The organism is Elioraea rosea, from assembly GCF_007644105.1.
GTDB lineage: Bacteria > Pseudomonadota > Alphaproteobacteria > Acetobacterales > Acetobacteraceae > Elioraea_A > Elioraea_A rosea.
In genome coordinates this window covers 1-23,015 of sequence record NZ_VFAC01000006.1, presented here as the reverse complement: position 1 = coordinate 23,015, position 23,015 = coordinate 1, and the positions used below count along the sequence as shown (strand labels likewise).

Annotated in this window: 24 protein-coding genes; 14 read left to right on the top strand and 10 right to left on the bottom strand. The window is 70.9% G+C overall.

Annotation, left to right across the window (positions count from 1 at the left end; translation table 11 throughout):
- Positions 1-17 precede the first annotated feature (17 nt).
- The 10 genes from FIF60_RS06095 (at position 18) to hflX (ending at position 10,996) form a co-directional block, all read left to right on the top strand.
- Positions 18-1,160 (top strand): two-component system sensor histidine kinase NtrB, encoded by a 1,143-nt coding sequence (locus tag FIF60_RS06095; protein WP_144185147.1) that lies wholly within the window; start codon positions 18-20, stop codon positions 1,158-1,160.
- A 16-nt stretch (positions 1,161-1,176) separates the two neighbouring features.
- A complete protein-coding gene (gene ntrC, locus FIF60_RS06090; RefSeq protein WP_144184912.1) occupies positions 1,177-2,619 on the top strand; it encodes a nitrogen regulation protein NR(I) in 1,443 nt (480 codons plus the stop codon).
- Positions 2,620-2,630: 11 nt separating this feature from the next.
- Complete coding sequence (locus FIF60_RS06085) at positions 2,631-4,937, top strand: sensor histidine kinase NtrY-like (protein ID WP_239451514.1); 2,307 nt, start codon at positions 2,631-2,633, stop codon at positions 4,935-4,937.
- Complete coding sequence (gene ntrX, locus FIF60_RS06080) at positions 4,927-6,336, top strand: nitrogen assimilation response regulator NtrX (protein ID WP_144184910.1); 1,410 nt, start codon at positions 4,927-4,929, stop codon at positions 6,334-6,336. Before FIF60_RS06085 ends, ntrX begins: the two co-directional genes overlap by 11 nt.
- Before the next feature lie 58 nt (positions 6,337-6,394).
- Positions 6,395-6,904 (top strand): YbaK/EbsC family protein, encoded by a 510-nt coding sequence (locus FIF60_RS06075; protein ID WP_239451513.1) that lies wholly within the window; start codon positions 6,395-6,397, stop codon positions 6,902-6,904.
- Entirely contained in the window at positions 6,901-7,365 is a 465-nt protein-coding gene (locus tag FIF60_RS06070; RefSeq protein ID WP_144184906.1) for a GNAT family N-acetyltransferase, read from the top strand. The genes FIF60_RS06075 and FIF60_RS06070 overlap by 4 nt, the downstream gene beginning before the upstream one ends.
- A 191-nt stretch (positions 7,366-7,556) precedes the next feature.
- Positions 7,557-8,438: a D-amino-acid transaminase gene (locus FIF60_RS06065; RefSeq protein WP_144184904.1), complete on the top strand. Its 882-nt coding sequence runs from the start codon at positions 7,557-7,559 to the stop codon at positions 8,436-8,438.
- A 20-nt stretch (positions 8,439-8,458) separates the two neighbouring features.
- Complete coding sequence (locus FIF60_RS06060; RefSeq protein WP_144184902.1) at positions 8,459-9,118, top strand: HAD family hydrolase; 660 nt, start codon at positions 8,459-8,461, stop codon at positions 9,116-9,118.
- Positions 9,119-9,285: 167 nt separating this feature from the next.
- Complete coding sequence (gene hfq, locus FIF60_RS06055) at positions 9,286-9,615, top strand: RNA chaperone Hfq (RefSeq protein WP_239451512.1); 330 nt, start codon at positions 9,286-9,288, stop codon at positions 9,613-9,615.
- Positions 9,616-9,673: 58 nt separating this feature from the next.
- Entirely contained in the window at positions 9,674-10,996 is a 1,323-nt protein-coding gene (hflX, locus tag FIF60_RS06050; protein WP_144184900.1) for a GTPase HflX, read from the top strand.
- Here the strand turns inward: hflX and FIF60_RS06045 are convergent.
- Positions 10,993-12,165 carry an aminotransferase class V-fold PLP-dependent enzyme gene (locus FIF60_RS06045; protein ID WP_144184898.1) on the bottom strand — a complete coding sequence of 391 codons (1,173 nt, stop codon included), beginning with the start codon at positions 12,163-12,165 and terminating at the stop codon, positions 10,993-10,995. The two genes, hflX and FIF60_RS06045, sit on opposite strands and share 4 nt — an antisense overlap.
- Before the next feature lie 106 nt (positions 12,166-12,271).
- Between FIF60_RS06045 and FIF60_RS06040 the strand changes: the two genes are divergently transcribed.
- The 4 genes from FIF60_RS06040 to FIF60_RS06025 are packed head-to-tail and all read left to right on the top strand — an operon-like array spanning position 12,272 to position 14,767.
- Positions 12,272-12,565 carry a co-chaperone GroES gene (locus tag FIF60_RS06040; protein WP_144184896.1) on the top strand — a complete coding sequence of 98 codons (294 nt, stop codon included), beginning with the start codon at positions 12,272-12,274 and terminating at the stop codon, positions 12,563-12,565.
- Positions 12,562-13,404 carry an inositol monophosphatase family protein gene (locus FIF60_RS06035; protein WP_239451511.1) on the top strand — a complete coding sequence of 281 codons (843 nt, stop codon included), beginning with the start codon at positions 12,562-12,564 and terminating at the stop codon, positions 13,402-13,404. Before FIF60_RS06040 ends, FIF60_RS06035 begins: the two co-directional genes overlap by 4 nt.
- Complete coding sequence (locus tag FIF60_RS06030; RefSeq protein ID WP_144184892.1) at positions 13,401-13,859, top strand: PaaI family thioesterase; 459 nt, start codon at positions 13,401-13,403, stop codon at positions 13,857-13,859. The genes FIF60_RS06035 and FIF60_RS06030 overlap by 4 nt, the downstream gene beginning before the upstream one ends.
- Positions 13,856-14,767, top strand: coding sequence for a pirin family protein (locus FIF60_RS06025; protein WP_144184890.1), 912 nt, complete (start codon positions 13,856-13,858; stop codon positions 14,765-14,767). Before FIF60_RS06030 ends, FIF60_RS06025 begins: the two co-directional genes overlap by 4 nt.
- Here FIF60_RS06025 and FIF60_RS06020 read toward each other — a convergent pair.
- From FIF60_RS06020 to FIF60_RS05980, 9 genes are all read right to left on the bottom strand, one after another.
- On the bottom strand, positions 14,748-15,623 hold the full coding sequence (locus tag FIF60_RS06020) for a DMT family transporter (protein WP_158639085.1): 876 nt from the start codon (positions 15,621-15,623) through the stop codon (positions 14,748-14,750). The two genes, FIF60_RS06025 and FIF60_RS06020, sit on opposite strands and share 20 nt — an antisense overlap.
- Entirely contained in the window at positions 15,620-16,138 is a 519-nt protein-coding gene (locus FIF60_RS06015) for a dihydrofolate reductase family protein (RefSeq protein ID WP_144184887.1), read from the bottom strand. Before FIF60_RS06015 ends, FIF60_RS06020 begins: the two co-directional genes overlap by 4 nt.
- A complete protein-coding gene (gene mazG, locus FIF60_RS06010; protein ID WP_144184885.1) occupies positions 16,135-16,947 on the bottom strand; it encodes a nucleoside triphosphate pyrophosphohydrolase in 813 nt (270 codons plus the stop codon). The genes FIF60_RS06015 and mazG overlap by 4 nt, the downstream gene beginning before the upstream one ends.
- A 64-nt stretch (positions 16,948-17,011) precedes the next feature.
- Positions 17,012-17,782, bottom strand: a complete 771-nt coding sequence (locus FIF60_RS06005; RefSeq protein ID WP_144184883.1) for an MBL fold metallo-hydrolase — start codon at positions 17,780-17,782, stop codon at positions 17,012-17,014.
- Positions 17,779-18,567, bottom strand: a complete 789-nt coding sequence (locus tag FIF60_RS06000) for a TatD family hydrolase (protein ID WP_144184881.1) — start codon at positions 18,565-18,567, stop codon at positions 17,779-17,781. The genes FIF60_RS06005 and FIF60_RS06000 overlap by 4 nt, the downstream gene beginning before the upstream one ends.
- Positions 18,568-18,571: 4 nt before the next feature.
- The gene (metG, locus tag FIF60_RS05995) at positions 18,572-20,116 is read right to left on the bottom strand and encodes a methionine--tRNA ligase (RefSeq protein ID WP_144184879.1); all 1,545 of its coding nucleotides are present in this window, start codon (positions 20,114-20,116) and stop codon (positions 18,572-18,574) included.
- A 31-nt stretch (positions 20,117-20,147) separates the two neighbouring features.
- The gene (locus FIF60_RS05990) at positions 20,148-21,164 is read right to left on the bottom strand and encodes a DNA polymerase III subunit delta' (protein WP_144184877.1); all 1,017 of its coding nucleotides are present in this window, start codon (positions 21,162-21,164) and stop codon (positions 20,148-20,150) included.
- Entirely contained in the window at positions 21,161-21,802 is a 642-nt protein-coding gene (gene tmk / locus FIF60_RS05985; protein WP_144184875.1) for a dTMP kinase, read from the bottom strand. Before tmk ends, FIF60_RS05990 begins: the two co-directional genes overlap by 4 nt.
- A gap of 19 nt (positions 21,803-21,821) precedes the next feature.
- Positions 21,822-23,015 (bottom strand): D-alanyl-D-alanine carboxypeptidase family protein (locus FIF60_RS05980; protein WP_144184873.1); only part of this gene is annotated, 1,194 nt, incomplete at its 5' end.

The window sequence follows — 23,015 nt, the reverse complement described above, 5'->3', positions numbered from 1 at the left end:
ACCTCGCCGAGGAGATCATGGAGGCGCCGGCACGGCTGCTGCGGCCGGCGGTCGCGTCAACGCCCGCGCCCGATGCGGCGTCCATCCTCTCCGCGCTTGCCACCGCCGTGGTGGTCGTCGACCGCCAGGGGCGGTTCCGCTTCGCGAACCAGGCGGCGGAGGAATTCTTCGCGCTCTCCGCCACCTCGCTCCGCGGCACGCGGCTCGCCGAGCTCGTGCCGGAGGACAGCCCGCTTCACCAGCTCATCGGCCAGGTGCTCGACGGTGCGGTGAGCGTGTCGGACTACGACATGGCGATCGAGAGCCCGCGGCTTTCCAAGCGCGGCATCACCGTGCACGGCGCGCCGGTTCCCGAGGCACCCGACTGCGTCGCGCTGACGCTGATCGACGGCTCGACGCCGCAGAAGCTCGAGAAGCAGATGGGCTTCCGCAACGCCGCGCGCTCGGTCACCGGCATGGCGGCGATCCTCGCGCACGAGGTGAAGAACCCGCTTTCGGGCATCCGCGGCGCCGCCCAGCTTCTCGAAAGCTCCGCCTCCGAGCAGGACCGGGAGCTGACGCAACTCATCCAGGACGAGGCGGACCGGATCCGCGCCCTCGTCGACCGCATGGAGAGCTTCTCCGACCGCCCGATCGAGCGCGGCGAGGTCAACATCCACCAGGTGCTCGAGCATGTGCGCCGCCTCGCGCAATCGGGCTTCGCGCGGCATGTGCGCTTCGTCGAGGCGTACGACCCCTCGCTTCCCGCCGTCTGGGGCAACCGCGACCAGCTCATCCAGGTCGTGCTCAACCTCGTGAAGAATGCCGCGGAGGCGATCCCCGAGGCCGGCGGGACGATCGAGCTCGCCACCGCCTACCAGCACGGCGTCCGCCTTGCCGTTCCGGGCGCGACCACGCGGCTCCACCTGCCGCTCGTCGTCTCTGTGCGCGACAGCGGCCACGGCATCCCCGAGCAGCTTCGCCCGAACCTGTTCGACCCGTTCGTGACAACGAAGCGCCAGGGAAGCGGTCTCGGCCTCGCGCTCGTCGCCAAGATCGTCGGCGACCATGGCGGGCTCGTCGAATGCGACAGCGTCCCCGGCCGCACGGTGTTCCGCCTGCACCTGCCGATGCACCCCGGGACCGGGGTCAGGCTGGTGCAGGACGACGAGGTCGCATGAGCGCTGAGGGGGCAGGATGACCGCAACGATCCTCGTCGCAGACGACGACCGCTCGATCCGCACCGTGCTCGGCCAGGCGCTGACGCGCTCGGGCTACCAGGTGCGCACGACAGGCACGGCCGCGACGCTGTGGCGCTGGGTGGAGGACGGGGAGGGCGATCTCGTCATCACCGACGTGGTGATGCCCGACGAGAACGGCCTCGACCTCGTGCCGCGCATCCGGCGCGTCCGCCCCGACCTTCGCGTCGTGGTGATGAGCGCGCAGTCGACGCTGACGACGGCGGTGAAGGCGACCCAGCGCGGCGCCTTCGAGTACCTGCCGAAGCCCTTCGACCTGAACGAGCTGCTCGCCGTGGTCGGCCGTGCGCTCGCCGCCCCGCCCGCGCCGGCCGAGACGCCCGAGCAGGCGGAGGCGGAGGAGGAGAAGCTTCCCCTCGTCGGGCGTTCGGCGGCGATGCAGGAGATCTACCGCACCGTCGCGCGCGTCACCGCGACCGACCTCACCGTGATGATCACCGGCGAGAGCGGCACGGGGAAGGAGCTGGTCGCGCGCGCGTTGCACGACTACGGCGCGCGCCGGGCCGGGCCGTTCGTCGCGATCAACATGGCGGCGATCCCGCGCGAGCTGATCGAGAGCGAGCTGTTCGGCCATGAGCGCGGCGCCTTCACCGGCGCGCTCAATCGCTCGCAGGGGCGTTTCGAGCAGGCCAATGGCGGTACGCTGTTCCTCGACGAGATCGGCGACATGCCGCCCGAGGCGCAGACGCGGCTGTTGCGCGTGCTGCAGGAAGGCGAGTTCACCTCCGTCGGCGGGCGCACGCCTGTGCGCGTCAACGTGCGCATCGTCGCGGCCACGCATCGCGATCTGCGCGCGCTGATCCGCCAGGGCCTGTTCCGCGAGGACCTTTTCTATCGCCTCAATGTCGTGCCGATCCGCCTTCCCCCTCTGCGCGAGCGCGAGGAGGACATCCCCGCCCTCGCGCGCCACTTCCTCTCCGCCAACCGGCAGAAGGGGCTTCCTGCGAAGATCCTCGATGCCGGCGCGGTCGAGCGGCTGAAGGCCTATCGCTGGCCTGGCAACGTGCGAGAGCTCGAGAACCTGATGCGTCGCCTTGCCGCGCTCTACCCGCAGGAGACGATCGGCGAGGAGGTGATCGCGGCAGAGCTCGCCGAGACCGTGGCCGGAGAGCCCGAGCCTGTCGCGGGCGAGCCGGAGACGCTTGCGCAGGCGGTGGAGCGGCATCTCCGCGCCTATTTCGCGGGCCACAAGGACGGGCTGCCGAGCCCCGGCGTGCATGACCGGATCATCCAGGAGATCGAGCGGCCGCTGATCCAGCTCACCCTGACCGCGACGCGCGGCAACCAGATCCGCGCCGCGCACGTCCTCGGGCTCAACCGCAACACGCTGCGCAAGAAGATCCGCGAGCTCGAGATCCCCGTGGTGCGCGGCCTCGGCTGACGGCGCACGGCATGGCAGCAACCGACGAGGCAGCGGCGACGGAGGGCAGGGCGGAGCGGCGCGGCGTGCTTCGCCGCACGATGGAATGGCTCGTCGTCGGCCGCGCCGGGCGGTGGGTGACGCTCGGCATCGCCATCGCATCCGTCGCTGCCGGCGTGTTCACCTTCGCTGCCGTCACCGGCACGGGCGCGCTCGGCCTGCCGCCGGGCTCCATCCTCTGGCTGGTCAACGCCAACCTCGCGCTGCTCCTCGCGCTCGCCGCCATCCTCGCCGTGCGCGTCGTGCGCGTCTGGGCGGAGCGAAGGCGCGGATCGGCCGGCTCGCGGCTGCACGTACGCCTCGTCGTGCTGTTCGGCCTCGTCGCGGTGACGCCGACGATCATCGTCACGGGCTTCTCCGCCGCCTTCTTCAACCGCGGCCTCGAGAACTGGTTCAACCAGCGCGTCCGCACCGCGCTCGAGGAAAGTCTCGCCGCCTCGCAGGCCTATCTCGAGGAGCACCAGCGCACGATCCGTGCGGAGGCGCTGGCGATGGCGAACGACCTCAACCGCGCAGGCCAGATGCTCATCGCGCAGGGGCCGACCGTGTTCTCGCTCCTTCTCGAGAGGCAGATCGTGTTCCGCGGCCTCACCGAGGCGGTGGTGTTCAACGCGGCGAACGGAAGGCTGGTCGCGACCGCTGGGCTCCTCGTGCCGCCGGTCGGCGAGAACCTTCCCGCCTGGGCGATGGAGTATGCACGCAGCGGCGAGGTGGCGCTGCTGCGACCCGCGCCGGGACAGGACCGCGTGCGTGCGCTCGTCTCCCTCGACATTCCGGGCCCGCTGATGCTCCTGGTCGGCCGCCCGGTCGACCCGGACGTGCTCGGCCACATGGAGCGGACCGAGCAGGCCGTCGCCGAGTACCGACGCCTCGAGGCGAGCAGGTCCGGGCTGCAGATCACCTTCGCGCTGATCTTCACCGTCGTAGCGCTAATGATCCTCTTTGCCGCCGTGCTCATCGGCCTGGTCATCGCGGGGCAGATGGCCCGGCCGATCTCCTCGCTCGTCTTCGCGGCCGAACGCGTGCGCGCGGGCGATCTCGGCATCCGCGTGCCGGAACGGCAGTCCGACGACGAGATCGGCGTGCTCTCGCGCGCCTTCAACCGCATGATCGGCCAGCTCTCCGCCAACCGCGACGAGCTGATGGACGCCTACCGCCAGATCGACGAGCGGCGGCGCTTCACCGAAGGCGTGCTCGCGGGCGTCTCCGCGGGCGTGATCGGGCTCGATGGGCAGGGGCGCATCAACCTGCCGAACCGTTCGGCGTCGGAGCTTCTCGGCATCGACCTCGTCTCCCATCTCGGCGCGAGCCTCGCCGACGTGGTGCCCGAGTTCGCAGCGGTGCTCGAGAAGGCTGCCACCAACCCGCGTGCCGCGGCGGAGGCGGAGGTGCGCATCGGTCCGGTCTCGTCGCGACGGACCCTGCTCGTCCGCATCGACACAGAGCTCGCCGACGAGCGGGTGCGGGGCTTCGTCGTCACCTTCGACGACGTCACCGCGCTTCTCGCCGCGCAGCGACAGGCTGCCTGGGCGGACGTCGCGCGGCGCATCGCGCACGAGATCAAGAACCCGCTGACCCCGATCCAGCTTTCCGCAGAGCGGCTCAAGCGGAAGTACCTCTCCGAAATCCAGTCCGATCCCGACACGTTCCGGATTTGTACGGACACCATCGTGCGGCAGGTCGGCGACATCGGGCGGATGGTCGACGAGTTCTCCGCCTTCGCGCGCATGCCGCAGCCTGTGCTGAAGCCGGAGGATCTCGCCGACATCGTCCGACAGGCGGTGTTCCTGCAGCGCAACGCCCACCCCGCCGTCACCTACGACGTCGCGATCGAGGAGCCGCCCCCGCGCGCGTTGTGCGACCGGAGGCTGATCTCCCAGGCCGTGACCAACCTGTTGCAGAATGCGGCGGACGCGGTTGCCGCGCGCGAGGGCGCGGGGCGAATCGCCGTGACGGTCGCCTCGGCCGAAGGCAGGGCGACGATCGTGGTGGAGGATGACGGGGAGGGGCTTCCGGCGGACGGCCGCGAGTCGCTCACGGAACCGTATGTGACGCGGAAAACCAAGGGAACCGGGCTCGGTCTTGCGATCGTCAAGAAGATCATGGAAGACCACACGGGCCGGCTCGATCTATCCGACCGGCAGGACGGATTGCCGGGTGCGCGGGTCGCGCTGACGCTGCCGCTCGCCGCCCCGGGTCGGGGAGACGGACGGGAGGGGGAACCCTGGCCCACGCCGAGGAGCGAGACGGAGATGCCGAAGGCCGCCCATGGCGCATGACATCCTGATCGTCGACGACGAGCCCGATATCCGCATGCTCGTCACCGGCATCCTGCGCGACGAGGGCTACGAGACACGCGAGGCGGGCGACAGCGACGCAGCCATCGCCGCGTTCAAGCAGCGCCGGCCATCCCTGGTCATCCTCGATGTCTGGCTGCAGGGCTCGCGACTCGACGGCCTGGGCATCCTCGAGGTGCTGCATCGGGAGGAGCCGCACGTTCCCGTGGTGATGATCTCCGGCCACGGCACGATCGAGACGGCGGTCCAGGCGATCCAGCAGGGCGCCTACGAGTTCATCGAGAAGCCGTTCAAGGCCGACCGCCTCCTCCTCGTCGTCCGCCGTGCGATCGAGGCCGCGCAGCTCCAGCGCGAGAACAGCGAGTTGCGCCTCCGCGCCGGCGCGGAGACCGAGCTGATCGGCACGAGCCCGCAGATGCGCGAGCTTCGCGCCGCCGTCGAGAAGGTGGCGCCCACCGGCTCGCGCGTGCTGATCACCGGCCCCGCAGGCGCGGGCAAGGAGGTGGTGGCGCGGATGCTGCACACGTTGAGCCGCCGCGCCTCCGGCCCCTTCATGGTGCTGAACTGCGCCACGCTGAACCCCGCGCGGCTCGAGGACGAGCTGTTCGGCGTCGAGGCGGGCGCGGACCCCGTGGCGAGCCCCCGCCGCGCGGGAACGCTCGAGCACGCCCATGGCGGCACGATCCTGCTCGACGAGGTGGCAGACATGCCGCTCGAGACGCAGGGCAAGATCGTCCGCGTGCTGCAGGACCAGGCCTTCGAGCGCATCGGCGGCGCGACGCGCGTGAAGGTCGATGTGCGCGTGATCGCGACGACGAACCGCGACCTTGCCGCCGAGATCCAGGCCGGCCGCTTCCGCGAGGACCTGTTCTATCGCCTCAACGTCGTGCCGTTGCGCCTGCCTGCGCTGCGCGAGCGGCGCGAGGACATCCCCGCGCTCGCGCGGCACTTCCTCGCCCGATCCGCCGAGGCCTCTGGGCTCGCGCTGCGCGACCTCTCCGACGACGCACTGGCGGTGCTGCAGAGCTATGACTGGCCGGGCAACGTGCGGCAGCTGCGCAACCTGATGGACTGGCTGCTGATCATGGCGCCTGGCGAACCGCGCGAGTCGATCCGCGCCGAGCACCTGCCGCCCGATATCGGCGCGACGGCGCCGACGGTCCTGCGCTGGGAGAGGGGCGGGGAGATCATGGCGCTGCCGCTGCGCGAGGCGCGCGAGCTGTTCGAGCGGCAGTACCTTCTCGCGCAGCTCAACCGCTTCTCGGGCAACATCAGCCGCACGGCGAGCTTCGTCGGCATGGAGCGGAGCGCGCTGCATCGGAAGCTGAAGACGCTCGGCGTGAACGCCGATGACCGCGCCGCCGTGAACGGCAATGCCTGACGACAGCCAGGCAGGCGCGCCTCAGGGGGCAGGCCCAGTGCCGCAGGCGGGAGGTCCAGTGCCGCAGGCGGGAGGTCCGGCTCCGCAGGCTGGGGGTTCCGTCGCGCGGGTCCGCGCCGCCCTTCTCGCTGCCGGGCATGACGACACGATCTCCGTCTTTCCTGAAGGCACCCGCACGGCCGAGGATGCTGCCCGCGCCGTCGGCTGCGCCGTCGCCGAGATCGCCAAGAGCCTCGTCTTCCGCGCCAAGGGCTCCGCGCGTCCTGTTCTCGTCGTCGCCTCCGGCGCCGACCGCGTCGACCTCGCCCGCGTCGCAGAGGCGGTCGGCGCGCCGATCGAGCGGGCGGAGGGCCGCTGGGTGCGCGAGACGACAGGCTTCGCCATCGGCGGTGTCTCGCCGATCGCGCACCTGACGCCGCCCGTCGTTCTGATCGACGAACGGGTCATGCGGCTTTCCCGCGTCTGGGCGGCGGCGGGAAGCCCCGCCCATGTCTTCGCCACCACCCCCGACGCGCTGCTCGCCCTCTCCGGCGGCCGTGTCGTCGACGTCGCCGAGAGGCCTGCATGAGCGGCGCGGTGATCCGCCCCTTCGACGATATCGACGGCGCGGGGTTCACGGCACTCGCCGAGGATGCGCGGCAGGAGGGCCATCGCTTCCTCGACCGCATGGCGGCCGACTGGCATGCCGGGACGAACCGGTTCGACAGGCCGGGCGAGATGGTGATCGGCGCCTGGGTCGGCGAGACGCTCGCGGGCGTGCTCGGCCGCGGCATCGACCCGCATTCTCAGGACCCATCCGTCGGCAGGTTGCGGCACCTCTATGTGCGTCGCGACATGCGAGGGCGCGGCATCGGCGCGGCACTCGCCCGCCATGCGCTTGCCGATGCCGCGCAGCATTTCCGCCTGATCCGCGTGCGCATGGGGCCGGACAATCCGGGTGCGGCGGCCATGTACAACGCCCTTGGCTTCACCCGCGTCACAGGCAACCCATTCGCGACCCATGCCCTGCCCCTGCGCGACGGGACCTGACGGGGCGCTGCTCTGACTGCCCGCGTCTGTGCGCCCGCGCACTGACCGGGCCTTCGGCGCCGGGCAAGTCTCCGGGCCATTGAGACGATCCTTCGCGTGACCATTCCAACGCGGGCCCGCCCTTCGCTCCTTCGCCTAGCCATCCGCCCCGGCTTGCGCTTCACTCCGGCCACCCAGCCAGGAGGCCGCCGATGTCGCGCATCGCCTATGTGAATGGCCGCTACGTCCCGCACCGGGAGGCGTCGGTGCATGTGGAGGACCGCGGCTACCAGTTCGCCGATGCCGTGTACGAGGTGGTGCACGTCCATGGCGGGCGTTTCATCGATGACGTCCCGCATCTCGACAGGCTCGAGCGCTCCCTGCGCGAGATCCGCATTCCCATGCCGATGGGACGCGAGGCGCTGAAGGGCGTGCTGCGCGAGGTGATCCGGCGCAACCGGATCGAGGAGGGGCTCCTCTACATGCAGGTCAGCCGCGGCGTCGCCCGGCGCGACCATGCGTTCCCCTCCAAGCCCGTGCCGCCGGCGATCGTCGTCACCGTCAAGCGGATCAAGCCCTACCCGTCCTCGATCGAGAACTGGGGCACCACCGCCATCACCTACCCCGACCAGCGCTGGGCGCGCTGCGACATCAAGACCGTGGGGCTTCTGCCGAACGTGCTCGCCCGCCAGGCGGCGAAGGAGAAGGGCGCCTCGGAAGCGATCCTGATCGCGCCCGACGGCACCGTGACCGAAGGTGCCGCGACCAGCTTCTGGATCGTCGACGCGAAGGGACGGCTGCGGACGCGCGACCTCGGCTCGAACATCCTGCCTGGCTGCACGCGCCGCGTCCTGGTCGACCTGATGGGCGAGAACGGCATCGACTTCGCCGAGGAGCCGTTCACCGAGGCCGAGCTCCGCGAGGCGAAGGAGGCGTTCATCACCTCGGCGACGAGCTTCGTGAAGCCGATCCTGGCGGTGGATGGCGCGAAGGTGGGAGACGGCACGCCCGGGCCCGTCACACGGAAGCTGTTCGACATCTTCGCCCGCCACGTGCACGGCATGCGGAACGAACCGGCCGGCCGCGCAGCGTGAGTGCTGGATCACCGCGCGGCGTGAGCGCTGCCCCGCCGCCGCCGGAGGCGATCCTCTTCGACTGGGACAACACGCTCGTCGATGCCTGGCCGGGCATTGCCACCGCCCTGAATGCGGCGCTCACCCGCTTCGGCCAAGCGCCCTGGAGCCTCGACGAGGTGCGCGCGCGCGTCCGGAAATCGCTGCGCGACACCTTCCCCTCGATGTTCGGACGCGGCTGGGAGGAGGCGAGGGACGTGTTCTACGCCGCGCTCGAGCAGACGCACCTGCAGACCGTCACGCCCCTTCCAGGCGCTGCGGCGACGCTCGAACACGCGGCCGCTCTCGGCATTCCCCTTGCGGTCGTTTCGAACAAGACCGGTCGCTATCTCCGCCGGGAGGCAGAGGCGCTCGGCTGGGCGCCCCGGTTCGGCGCCCTCGTCGGGGCAGGCGATGCCGAAGCCGACAAGCCCGACCCGGCCCCGCTTCGCCTGGCGCTCGGTGCGCTCGGCCTCTCGGCCAGCCGGACCGTCTGGTATGTCGGCGACACGGCACTCGACATGCTGGCTGCGCGCAACGCGGGGCTGACGGGCGTTCTCGTGGGCGATGCGGCGCATGACGGCGGGCTCGCCGCAGCGGGGCATGACTGGCACGCGGCCGATCACGCCATGCTCAGGGGTTTTCTCGTCACGCGTGCATGACCACGGCGTCCAGCACGCGCATTCTGTTGCGTGCCGCCGCGAATGCTGGTGTTCTTGTACGGTGTCGGGCGCGTGCTATATCTCGCAAGTGCGAAACGGCCGGGATATGCCGCGCGCGAATGTGCCGCACATGCCGAACGCGGCAATGACGCAGAAAAGGTTGGGCCATGGCGACCGAAAAAGCGCAAAACGTGCAGGACGTGTTCCTGAATCACGTGCGCAAGAACAAGACACCCGTCACGGTCTTCCTCGTGAACGGCGTGAAGCTCCAGGGCATCATTACCTGGTTCGACAATTTCTCGGTGCTTCTCCGCCGTGATGGCCATACGCAGCTTGTCTACAAGCATGCGATCTCGACGGTGATGCCGGGTGCGCCGATCATGCTGTTCGATGCCTCCCGCGCCGGATCCGAGCAGCCTGCTCAGGCGCCGGGCCCGAACACGCTGACGGCAACGCCGAGGGAGAGCGCTTCTGCGCCGGCAACGGCGGGCGACTGAGCCGGCGGAGGCGCCGGCGGAGGAGAGGCTTCCGCCCGAGCCGAACGCCGCTGCCGTCGTGTTGCCCTGGGAACGGCCGGACGCCGCGCGCGCCGCCGGGTCCGACCCTGGAGAGATTCCCCCATCGCTGCTTCGCCCGGCGGAGGCGCGCCTCGAGGAGGCCGCGGCGCTCGCCGGTGCGATCGGGCTCGAGGTCGCGTGGAAAGGCATCCTGCCCCTCCGCGCGCGCCGGCCGTCCACGCTGCTCGGCTCCGGCCAGGTCGAGAATGTCGGCGCCGAGGTCAAGCTTCACCGCATCGCTGTCGCGGTGGTGGATGCCCAGCTCACACCCGTGCAGCAGCGCAACCTCGAGCGCGCCTGGGGCTGCAAGGTGATCGACCGCACCGGGCTGATCCTCGAGATCTTCGGCGCCCGCGCGCGCACCCGCGAAGGCTCGCTCCAGGTCGAGCTCGCCCATCTCGACTACCAGCGCACGCGGCTCGTGCGGTCCTGGACCCATCTCGAGCGGCAGCGCGGCGGCTTCGGCTTCCTCGGCGGCCCCGGCGAAAGCCAGATCGAGATCGACAGGCGGCTGATCGGCGAGCGCATCGCCAAGATCAGGAAGGAGCTCGAGGAGGTGCGCCGCACCCGCGGGCTGCATCGCGGCGCGAGGAAGAAGGTGCCTTTCCCGGTCGTCGCCCTCGTCGGCTACACGAACGCCGGCAAGTCGACGCTGTTCAACACCATCACCGGGGCCGAGGTGCTGGCCAAGGACCAGCTCTTCGCCACGCTCGACCCGACGATGCGCGGGCTGAAGCTCCCCTCTGGCCGGAGCGTCATCCTCTCCGACACGGTGGGCTTCATCTCCGACCTGCCGCATGAGCTCGTCGAGGCATTCCGCGCCACGCTCGAGGAGGTGGCGGAGGCAGACATCATCTTGCATGTGCGCGACGTCGCCCACCCCGACAGCGCCGCGCAGCGGGCAGACGTTCTCGCCGTGCTCGACAGCATGGTGAAGGACGGCGCGCTCGACCCCGCCTGGCAGGACAGGGTGATCGAGGTGCTGAACAAGTCAGACCTTCTCGCGGACGATGACCGCGAGGCGCTCGCCGGCCGGGCTGGTCTCGTGCTCGTCTCCGCGCTGACCGGCGCGGGCCTGGGTACGCTGAAGGCTGCGATCGACGCGAAGCTCTCCGCCGGGCTCGCCGTGCACCGCATCGCGCTGAAGCCGGCGGAGGGTGCGGCCCTCGCCTGGCTCTACGCGCATGGCGAGGTGATCGACCGGCGCGACGGGGCGGAGGCGATCCATCTCGCCGTGCGGCTGTCGGACGATGACCGCGCGCGCTTCGAAAGCCGTCGCGCCCGCGCCGCCAGGGAAGGCCTCAAGCGCGGGCCCGGCTAGCGGCTGGCGACCGCCTCGCAGAGGCGCGCGATCTCCTCCTCCGAGTTGTAGTAGTGCACCGAGGCGCGGACGAGCGCGTCGAGCCCGCGGTCGGGCATGTCGAACCGCGCGTTGCCCGCCGTTGAGGTCGCGGTGTTGATGGCCTCGGCGCGGAGCCTTCGCTGCACCGCCTCCGCCGTCTCGCCGTCCACGTTGAACGTGACGATGCCCGACCGCACGGCGCCCTTGTCGTGCACGCTGACCCCAGGCAGCACGGCGAGCCGCTCGCGCAGGCTCGCGGCCAGCATCGAGATGCGCGACCAGATCGCCGCCAGGCCGACGGAGAGGGCATAGCCTACGGCGACGCCGAAGCCGATCTGGCCGGCGACGTCACGCTCCCACTGCTCGAAGCGCCGCGCGTCGCCGCGCACGGCGTAGCTTCGCGGGCCGGTCCATGTCGCGGAATGAAGGTCCAGGAAGGGCGGGTCGAGGCGCTCGATCCAGGCGCGGCGGACATAGAGAAACCCCGTGCCGCGCGGCCCGCGGAGGAACTTCCGGCCCGTCGCAGAGAGCATGTCGCAGCCGAGGCGATCGACGTCGAGCGGCATCTGGCCGGCGCTCTGGCAGGCATCGAGCAGAAAGGGCACCCCCGCGCGGCGCGCGACGGCGCCCACCGCCTCGGCCGGATTCACGAGCCCGCCATTCGTCGGCACGTGCGTGAGCGCGATGAGTTTCACGCGGTCGTCGATCATCGCCTCGAGCGCGGCGACGTCGATCTGCCCAGCCTCGTCATCGGGCACGATCTCGAGGCTTGCCCCCGTGCGCTCGGCCTCGCGGAGCATCGCGATCACGTTCGAGGCGTATTCCGCACGCCCGGTCAGGATGCGGTCTCCCTCGCGGAACCGCAGGGCGTGGAAGGCCATGTCCCAGCCGCGCGTGGCGCTCTCGACGAAGGCAACCTCGTCGCGATGGCAGGACAGAAGCGTCGCGACGGCGTCGTAGAACCGCTCGGCGGCCGCGTGGGCGGCATCGGCCGCCTCGTAGCCGCCGATCGTCGCCTCGAGGTCGAGATGCCGCCGCACCGCCTCGATGACAGGGCGCGGCTTCAGCGCGGCGCCGGCGTTGTTGAAATGCGCGACATGCGCGCAGCCTGGCGTGTCCGCCCGCGCCTGGGCGAGGTCGACCGACATGGGCTCCTCCGGTTCTCGCGTGCGATCTTGCACCGGATTGACTGCTCCGGCACTTCCTGATGCCATCCGCCGGCACGATCCCCCAAGGACAGAGAAAGAGAGACCCATGCCGTCGAAATTCCGCCCGCTCGGCGACCGTATCCTGGTCGAGCCGATCTCCGCCGAGACCAAGAGCAAGGGCGGCATCATCATTCCCGAGACGGCCGGCGAGAAGCCGACGCGCGGCAAGGTGCTCGCGGTCGGCCCCGGCTCGCGGGCGGAGGACGGGCGGCTGATGAAGCTCGACGTGAAGGTCGGCGACGTCGTTCTCTACGGGAAATGGTCCGGCACCGAAGTGAAGCTCGACGGCAAGGACCGCGTGATCATGAAGGAGAGCGACATCTTCGGCATCGAGGGGTGAGCCTCTCCAACCCCGTCGCCTCCGCCACGCGCGCCTCCGACATCGCTGCGGCGCTTGCGGAAGCCGCGGTCACGGAGGTGATGCCGCGGTTCCGCAACCTCGCAGACGGCGAGGTGCGCGCAAAATCGGGCCCGCAGGACCTTGTCACCGCGGCGGACGAGGCCTGCGAGCGCGCCGTCGTCGCCGCGCTCGCGCGGCTCTGCCCCGGTATCGAGATCGTCGGCGAGGAGGCGGCGTCTGCCGATGCCTCGCTGCTGGCTGCGACCGGCGGGGCGGAGTGGTGCTTCGTTCTCGACCCGGTGGACGGCACGGCGAACTTCGCCGCCGGCCTGCCGCTGTTCTGCACGATGCTGGCGCTTCTCCACCGTGGCGATCCGGTTGCGGCCTGGATCCATGACCCCGTACTGCACGACACGGCGATCGCGCTGGCAGGGCAGGGGGCATGGGTCGAGGATCGCCACGGGCGGAGGCATGACCTGCGCGCTTCTGCCCCAGGGCCGGTCGGCGCAATGCGCGCGGCGATCAGCCATCGCTACCTTCCCGAGGAACTCGCCGCGCGCGTTCGGCCGCGGCTCGGCCTCTTCGCCGCGGGCTGGGAGCTCCGGTGCGCAGCGCATGAGTGGCGGCTCGCCGCGTCGGGCCAGCTGGACGCGCTTCTCTACTGGAAGCTGATGCCGTGGGACCATGCGCCAGGCGTGCTGATCCATCGCGAGGCGGGCGGCCATGCGGCGCTGCTGGACGGAAGGCCGTATCACGGCGGGGTGCATCGTGGCGGGCTGATCGCCGCGCCTGACCGCGCGACCTGGCAGGCGGTGCACGCCGCCCTCCTCGAGCCATGACGCCGCGCGACCCGGGCTGGGAGGCGCGGGTGCGCGACAGCTTCGCGCGCCAAGCCTTCACCGCGATGCTCGGGGCGCGCATGACCGCGCTCGCGCCCGGGCGCTGCGAGATCACCCTGGAGCGGCGCGACGACCTCCTGCAGCAGCACGGCTTCGTCCATGGCGGCGCCGTCGCCACCCTCGCCGACACGGCCTGCGGCTATGCCGCCTTCACGCTGTTCGCGGCGGAGGCGTCGATCCTCACCGTCGAGATGAAGGTCAACTTCATGAGCCCGGCCGATGGCGAGGTGATCGTCGCGCGTGCCGAAGTGAAGCGTTCGGGCGGCACGCTCACGGTGGTCTCGGCCGATCTCTTCGCGGTAAGGGAGGGGAAGGAAAGCCTCGCCGCCACGGCGCTCGCGACCATGATGGCGCTCGAGGGCCGCGCGGATGCGCCGAAGGAGAGACCGCGATGAGCTGGCTTCCCGCCTCCGACCCGGAATGCCCGGCAACGCCCGACGGCGCTGTCGAGACCGTGATCGTGCCGCGCGCGCATGACATCGGCGGCTTCGAGGTAAGGCGGGCGCTGCCCTCGGTGGGCCGCAAGATGGTGGGGCCCTTCATCTTCTGGGACCAGATGGGGCCGGGCGAGTTCGTCACCGGCACGGGTGTCGATGTCCGCCCGCATCCGCATATCGGGCTCGCCACCGTCACCTATCTGTTCGAGGGCCGCGTAATGCACCGCGACAGCCTCGGCACGGAGATGGAGATCACGCCCGGCGCGGTGAACTGGATGACGGCGGGAAAGGGGATCGCGCACAGCGAGCGCTCGCCGCTCGCTGCCCGCGCGGCACCGCACAGGCTCTACGGCATCCAGAGCTGGATCGCCCTGCCCAAGGCGCAGGAGGAGCGTGCGCCGGGCTTCGACCATTACGCCGCCGGCGAGCTTCCCGCCTGGTCGGGCGAGGGGCTCGACATACGCCTGATCGTCGGCGAGGGGTTCGGCATGCGGAGCCCGGTGCGGCCTGCTTCCGAGACGCTCTATGCCGACATCGCGCTCGAGCCGGGCGCGCGGCTCGGGCTGCCGCGCGAGACTGAGGAGAGGGCGGTCTACGTCCTCGAGGGCTCGATCGAGATCGGCGGCGTGCGGCATGAGGCGGGGCGGCTTCTCGTGTTCCGCGCGGGCGACCCCATCGCGCTCGCCGCCGTCACGGCCTCGCGCATCCTCGTTCTCGGCGGCGCGGCGATGGACGGGCCGCGCTTCATCTGGTGGAACTTCGTCTCGTCCTCGAAGGAGCGCATCGAGCAGGCGAAGGCCGACTGGCAGGCCGGGCGGTTCGAGGCAGTGCCGGGAGAGAGCGAGTTCATCCCGCTGCCCGCCTGAACGGCCGCGTCGTGACCGCGATGCCTGCCAGCACGAGCGCGCCGCCTGCGAGCGCCGTCGGCTGCGGGTGCTCGCCGAGGATCGTCACGGCGATCAGCGTCGCCCAGAGCGGAATCAGGTAGTCGACGAAGCCTGCGATGGAGGTCGGCGCGCGGGAGAGAAGCCGCCAGTAGAGGACCATGGGCAGCGCGGTCGCGACCGAGCCGAGCGCGGCGATGGAGCCGATCGTCAGAGCATCCGTCGGCGGGGCGATTCCCTGTCCCGTTGCGAGCGCGAGCAGGGCCGAGACGACGACCGACACGCCCTGCTGGCCGAGCGCGGTTCCTGCCGGGTCGGGCGGCCTCGTGCGCCGGCCGTAGGTCGCGCCCGTCGCATAGCCGGTAGCGACCGCGAGCATCGCGGCGAACCCCTCGATGGAGGCCGAGGAGGCGGCGAGCACGCCCGGGCCGAGCACGAGCGCGATGCCACAGAAGCCGATGACGATGCCGGTTGCCGCGCGCGCGGTGAGCCGCTCCCCCGGCAGGAAGAGGTGCGAGAGGATCGCGAGGATCAGCGGCATCGAGGCGGCGACGAGCGCGGCCGGCGCGGTGTCTATGCGGCCAAGTGCGAAGGCCATGAGCGCGGAGGACAGCCAGCCATTCGTCGTGCCGAGGACGAGCACGTCGCGAAGCCGCATGCGCGGCCGCTCTCCGCGCCACAGGAGGAACAGCCCGAGCGCGATGATCGCGGCCACCCCACGCCACATCGTCAGCGTGAAGGGGGCGAGCGTTCCGCCAGCGAGCTTGATCCAGAGAAGCGTGGTTCCCCAGGCGGCGGAGACGAGGACGAGGGTGGGCCAGACGCCGAAGGCGCTCACGGGCGAAGCACGCGCCAGCGCAGCCGGGCGACGCCGAGGGGCACGGTGGTCGCCTCCTCGAGAGCGAGCGAGGCGGGCGCGAAGCCGAGCGAGATGCCGGCCCCGAGCGCGACGGGAACGACGTGCAGCTCCAGCCTGTCGAGCAGGCCCGCCGCGTGGCTGAAGGCGAGGGTGCGCGGGCCGCCGACATTCCACACGCGCCGCGCGCCGAGGGACGCGAGCGCAGGGGCCAGCGCCGCCGGCTCCGGCGGGATGGCGATCACGCCCTCCGGCAGAGCCGCCTCGCGCGAGGTAACGATGACGCCCCGCTTGCCGCCATAGGGCCAGGGGCCCATGGCGAGCACATGCTCGAAGGTCGTCCTGCCCATCAGCACCGTGTCGATGCCGGCGAGGAAGGCGTCGAAGCCGAGCGCGGAGGGGTCATAGGGAAGCAGGAAGTCGAACCCGCCGCCGGCTTCGGCGACGAACCCGTCGGCCGAGGTGGCGAGCGAGGCGATGACCTCGGGACGGCTCATGCGCGCTCCGCCGCCTTCGCCGCCTGCCAGTGCGCCTCCATTTCCTCGAGGCTCGCCTGGTCGGGGCTTCGCCCCTCCGACGCGAGCGCGGCCTCGATCGCACCGAAGCGGCGCTCGAACTTGGCGTTGGCGCCGCGCAGGCACGCCTCCGGGTCGAGCTCGAGCTTGCGGGCAAGGTTGGCGAGGACGAACAGCATGTCGCCCACCTCGTCCGCGAGCCTCGCCTGGTCGCGCGCGGCGGTTGCGAGCTCGGCGCGGAGCTCTCCGGTCTCCTCGGCGAGCTTGTCGAGTACGGCGTCGGCGTCCGGCCAGTCGAAGCCGACGCGGGCGGCGCGGCTTGTGAGCTTGGCGGCACGGGTGAGGGCGGGGAGGGCGAGGGGAAGCCCAGCGAGCACGCCGGTCTCGGCCCGGCGCGCGCGTTCCTCGGCCTTCTGCGCCTCCCAGGCGGCGGTCTGCTCGGCGGAGCTCTCGCGGCTCTCAGCCCCGAACACGTGCGGGTGGCGGCGGATCATCTTCTCGGCGATGCCACGGGCGATGGCGGCGAAGTCGAAGCGCCCGTCCTCTGAGCCCATCTGCGCGTAGTAGACGACCTGGAACAGGAGATCGCCGAGCTCGTCCTCGAGGGCCGCCCAGTCGCGCCGGGCGATCGCATCGGCCACCTCATAGGCTTCCTCGAGCGTGTACGGCGCGATCGTGTCGAAGCTCTGCTCGCGGTCCCAGGGGCAGCCGCGCTCGGGGTCGCGCAGCGCGGCCATGACACGGAGGAGGCGGCGAAGCTCCTCTGCGGCTTCCGGCGTGTCGTTCGTCATCGCGCCCCTCCCTTGGGACCACACGAATATCCGCTAATCATGATTATGGAAAATGTCGGTGTGGTCAGACATCCAGCACGAGGCCGTCGTAGCCAGGCTCGACCCCGGCCGGAAGAATGGCCGACAGCGTGGCGTAGTCGAAGCCTTCGCCCATGTGGGTCAGCACCGTCCTCTCTGGCTTCAGCCGCGCCACCCAGGACAGCGCGCGCTCGAGATGCGCATGCGTCACGTGCGGCCGCTCCTGGAAGCAGCCGACGATCCAGACGCGAACCCCCTCGAGCGCTGCGAGCGCGGCCTCGTCGAGATCGAGAACGTCGGTCGAATACGCGAAGTCGCCTATGCGGAAGCCGAGGCTCGGCATGAAGCCATGGTCCTGCAGGACCGGCAGCACTGAGACACCCGCGGCCTCGAAGGGCTCGCCCGGCACGATCTCGACGGGCTCGAGCACCGGGCGGAAGAACCCCGAGCCCTGCCTCAGCGGCTGGAACGCGTAGTCGAAGCGGCGGCGCAGGTCGGCGAGCGTGCGGCCATCTGCGAAGGCCGGAAGCGGCGCCCCGATCAGCCGGTTCACCGCACGCAGGTCATCGAGCCCCATGATGTGGTCTGCATGCGCATGGGTGTAGAGCACCGCATCGAGCTTCCAGCGCTCCGCCGCGAGAAGCTGGGCGCGAAGGTCGGGCGTGGTGTCGACCAGAAGCGTTCGCCCCTCGGTCTCGACCAGGATCGAGGCGCGCGTGCGGCGGTTCCGCGGGTCGGACGGGTCGCAGCGTCCCCATCGCCCGCCGATCAGCGGAACGCCGCCGGACGAGCCGCAGCCGAGGACGATGACCTTCACGCGCTTTGCGGCAGCCTGATCCGGCTGAACAGCCGGAGCGTGTTGGCGGTGGTGAGCTCGGCGAGCGCAGGCACCGGAAGGCCGCGGACGGAGGCGAGCGCCTTGGCGGTGTAGGCGACGAGCGCGGGCTCGCACCGCTTGCCGCGGAACGGCTCGGGCGCGAGATAGGGCGCATCGGTCTCGACCAGCAGCCTGTCTGCTGGCAGTTCGCGCGCGATGTCGCGGAGTTCGTCGGAGCGCCGGAAGGTCAAGACGCCCGAGAAGCTCACGGAGCCGCCGAGCTTTACTGCATCGAAAGCGAGTTGGCGGCCGGAGGTGAAGCAGTGGAGGAGGAACGGAAACGCCCCTCCAGCCTCGTGTTCTTCCTTCAAGATCCGCGAGATATCGGCGTCCGCGTCGCGCGCGTGTACGACGAGCGGCAGGCCTGTTTCGCGCGCGGCACGGATGTGGCGGCGGAAGCTTTCAGCCGCAATGTCTCGCGGCGCCTTGTCATAGTGGTAGTCGAGCCCGCTTTCGCCGATGCCGACGACGCGTGGGTGATCGGCGAGCGCCACGAGGTCCGCCACCTCGGGCACTGGCTCTTCCGCCGCGTTGTGCGGGTGGATGCCGACGGTGCACCACACCTCGGGGAATGCCTCGGCGATCGCCTTCACCGTCGCCGCCTGGCGCATCCGCACGCCGATGGTGATGAGCGTGCCGACGCCGGCCTCGCGGGCGCGCGTCACGAGCCCTTCCCGCTCCGCCTCCTCCCAGTGGTCGAGATGGCAGTGGCTGTCGATCAGCACGGTCTCAGACCCCCTTCCCCGCCTCGTCGTCCACCTTGCGGAAGATCGGGCTCGGCGCAGGCAGGGCAACGCCGCCCGGCATCGGCGCCTCGAGCGCGGCGAAGCTGCGGTCGGATACACCGAGCTGGTCGAGCAGCGTCGCCATCGCATCCGGCATCACCGGCTGGAGCAGGATGCCGAGGCGGCGGAGGAGCTCCGCGAGCGTCCACAGCACCGTGCCCATGCGCTCGGGATTGGTCTTCCTGAGCGTCCAGGGCGCCTCGCGGTCGACATAGGCGTTGGCGTCGCGGATGACGCTCCACACGGCCTCGAGCCCGGAATGGAATGCCTGGCGGCCGATCTCGGCCCGCAAGGTGGGCAGCAGCGCCGCTGCACTGTCGAGCAGCGCCTTGTCGTCATCCGACAGCGCGGCCGGCGCGGGCAGCACGCCGCCGCAGTTGCGCGCGACGAAGCCGAGCGTCCGCTGGGCGAGGTTGCCGAACTCGTTGGCGAGATCGACGTTCAGCCGCCGCAGCATCCCGCGGCGCGAGAAATCCCCATCCGCGCCGAAATGGATCTCGCGCAGAAGGAAGAAGCGGAACGCGTCGCGCCCGAACTCGCCGATCACCGCGTACGGGTCGACCACGTTGCCGAGGGACTTCGACATCTTCTGCCCCTCGACGGTCCACCACCCATGGGCGAAGACGCGCTTCGGCGGTTCGAGCCCGGCGCTCATCAGGAAGGCGGGCCAGTAGACGGCGTGGAACCGCAGGATGTCCTTGCCGACGAGGTGGAGATCAGCAGGCCAAAACCCTGCACGCTCGGCATGCGTGTTGGGCCAGCCGGTGGCAGTGACGTAGTTGGTCAACGCATCGAGCCAGACATACATCACATGGCCTGGGCTGTCGGGAACCGGCACGCCCCAGCCGAAGCTCGTGCGGCTGACGGAAAGGTCCTCGAGCCCCGACCGCACGAAGCTCAGCACCTCGTTGCGCCGGCTCTCGGGTGCGATGAAGTCGGGGTTCGCCTCGTAGAAGGCGAGAAGCCTGTCCTGCCAGGCCGACAGGCGGAAGAACCAGGACGGCTCCTTCACCCAGTCGACCGGCGCGCCGGACGGGCCGCGGCGGATGCCATCCTCGCCGACGACGGTCTCGCTCTCGCGGTAGAACGCCTCGTCGCGCACGGCGTACCAGCCGCCATAGTCGCCGAGATAGAGGTCGCCCGCGGCGTGGATGCGGCGCCAGAGCTCCTCGCAGGCGCGGTAGTGGCGCGGCTCGGTGGTGCGGATGAAGTCGTCGTTCGAGAACCCCATCGCTTCGGCGAGCTCGCGGAAATTCGCGCTCACCTCGTCGGTGAAGGGCTTCGGTTCGAGGCCGCGCGCGGCCGCGGCCTTCTCGACCTTCTGGCCATGCTCGTCGGTGCCCGTGAGGAAGAACACCTCCCGCCCGTCGAGCCGCATGAAGCGTGCGAGCACATCGGCCGCGAGCGTCGTGTAGGCGTGGCCGATATGGGGAACGTCGTTGACGTAATAGATCGGCGTCGTGACGTAGTAGCGCTGTTTCTGCATCATTCTTCCTGGGCGACGCTCCCGGCCGGCAGGGTCAGGGCGCGTCGAGCGCCGCGCCCGGGCGAAGGGCCTGGAGAACGGAGAGCACGGCCTGCTTGCGGTCGAGATTGAGCGCGTCGGCAAGGCGCGCCATGCGGCCGACCTTCTCCCACAGCGTTCCCCACTCTTCAAGCGGGCGGAGCCGAGCGACGGCATCGGCCCGGCCCGTGGCGGCCGCCTTGGCGAGCGCGGCAAGCCGGTCGCGCACCAGGCCCATGAACAGGGCGAACCCCTCCTCCGCGCCTGGCCGCGCGAGCCTGTCCGCCAGCGCATGCGCGGCCGCCTGGTCGAGTGCCGGAAGCCCCTGGAACACGCGCCCGATCGCGGCCGACAGCTCCGCCGCCCCGCCTTCGGCGAGCGCGAGCGCCCGCCCGATCGAGCCGCCCGAAAGCGCGGCCGACGCTTCTGCCTCGGCTGCCGGAAGCGCGGGAGCGAGCCGGGCGAGCAGGGCGGCGACATCGGCCTTCGGCAGCGGGCTCAGCATCAGGCGCCGGCAGCGGCTCCTGATCGTCGGCAGCAGCCTCGCCGGGGTGTGCGAGACGAGCAGGATCAGTGCTTTCGGTGGCGGTTCCTCGAGGATCTTCAGAAGCGCGTTCGCGGCTTCGGTGGAGAGCTCGTCCGCCGGGTCGATGATGGCCACCCGCCAGGGGCTTTCGGCACCGGTCAGGCGGAGGAAGTCCGTCATCGCGCGGATGTCGTCGACCCGGATCTCGCTGTAGAGCCGGCCTGTCTTGGCGTTCTCCGCCCGCTCGACCACGCGGAGGTCGGGGTGGCTCCCCCCGGCGACCTTGCGGAACACCGGGTGGCTCGAAGCGAGGCCAAACGTCTCCTCCGAGGCCGGGCCGCCGGCGAGAACCCAGCGTGCCGCGCGGTAGGCGAGCGTCGCCTTGCCGATGCCGGGTGGGCCGCCGATCAGCCAGGCATGGTGCAGCCGCCCCGAGCCCCAGGCAGCGGCGAAGCTTTCCGCCGCCGCGGCGTGCCCGAGCAGTTCTGTCGCCTCGGCCGGGCTCATGCCGTGTCGGGAAGGGAGAGGCCGAGGCGGGCGCCGAGGGCTTCGCGGATCGCTGCCGCCACCTGTCCGGGCGGGCGCGAAGCGTCGATCACCGTGCAGCGGCGAGGCTCGGCGGCGGCGATCGCCAGGAACCCCTCGCGGATGCGCGCATGGAACCCAGCATCGAAGCGCTCGTAGCGGTTCGTCTCCCCCCGTTGCCCCGCGCGGGCAAGGCCGGTCTCGACGGGCACGTCGAGGATCAGTGTGAGGTCGGGAGCGAAGCCGCCGAGCGTGGCGGCGTGCACCGCGGCGATCCTCTCGGCCGCGAGCCCCTGCCCCGCACCCTGGTACACGGCGGTCGAATCGGCGAAGCGGTCGGAGACCACCCAGGCGCCGCGCGCGAGGCCAGGCTCGATGACGCGGGCGACATGCTGCGCCCGGGCCGCGTAGTGCAGGAGCGTCTCGGCAAGCGGCTCCCACCGTCCGGGCTCGCCGGAGACGAGAAGCGCGCGGATCGCCTCCGCGCCCGCCTCGCCTCCCGGCTCGCGCGTCTCCAGCACCTCGAGCCCAGAGGCGCGGAGCGACGCTGCGAGCAGCGAGCGCTGCGTCGTCTTTCCCGCGCCCTCGCCGCCCTCGAGCGTGATGAACCTTCCCCGCATGGCGCGGAGGGTAGAGGCGTCAGCTTCCGAAGACGAGATGCCTCAGGCTCGCGCCGATGCGCGGCACGAAGCCGAGCCGCGGCACGTCGGCGCCGGCGAAGAGCGGCACCGTCATGTCCGGCACGCCGCGGCCCGAGACTTCGAGATGGCCGAGCTCCATGCCACGCGCGACAGGGGCCTTCACGGGGGCGGCGTAGCGCACCGCGATCTGCGCGCCCGAGCGCCAGTTGCGTGGCACGGTCATCACGAGGTCACGCCCCGCGACGAGCGGCACGGTGGCGCGCTCGCCGAGATAGACGGGCACCTCCTCCACCGTCTCGGCCGCGCCAAACAGCCGCACGTTCTCGAACTCGCGGAAGGCCCAGCCGATCAGCCTCTCGCTCTCCTCGCCCCGCACGCGCATCGAGGGAAGCCCGTTCACCACCATGATCACGCGCCGCCCGCCCTGGATGGCAGAGGCGGTGAGCCCGTACCCGCTCTCCTCCGTGTGCCCGGTCTTGAGCCCATCGGCGCCCACGTTCCGGTAGAGGAGCGGGTTGCGGTTCTCCTGGCTTATGTTAGCAAACCGGAACGACTTCTCGCTGTAGATCCGGTAGTAGTCCGGGAAGTCGTTGATGATCCGCGCCGACAGTACTGCGAGGTCGCGGCAGGACATGCGGTGGTTCGGGTCCGGCCAGCCGGTCGAGTTGCGCAGGGTCGTCTGCGTCAGGCCGATGGCGCGGGCGCGCTCGGTCATCATGTCGGCGAAGGCTTCCTCCGAGCCGCTGATCGCCTCGGCGAGCACCACGCAGGCATCGTTTCCGGACTGCACGATCACGCCGCGAAGCAGGTCATCGACGCGGACGGTCTGGCCCACCTCGACGAACATCTTCGACCCGCCCATGCGCCAGGCGCGCTCGCTCACCGGAAGCTCGGTCTCCATCCTAAGCCTGCCTTCGCGGAGCTTCTCGAACACCACATAGGCGGTCATCAGCTTGCTCATCGAGGCGGGCGGCATCGGAATGTCCGCATCCTTCTCGAGCAGCGTCGCGCCCGTGTCGAAATCGACGATCAGCGCGTGGCGGGCGAGCGTGTCGAGGGGCCCGAGCGGCGTGTTGGCGGGACTGCCCTGCGGCCGAGGCGCCTGCGCCTGCTGCCTCTGGCCCCGCTGCGGCTGGCCGCGCCCCTGCTGCGGCCGCTGCGCCTGCGCGAGCGCGGGGCCCGCGAGCGCAAC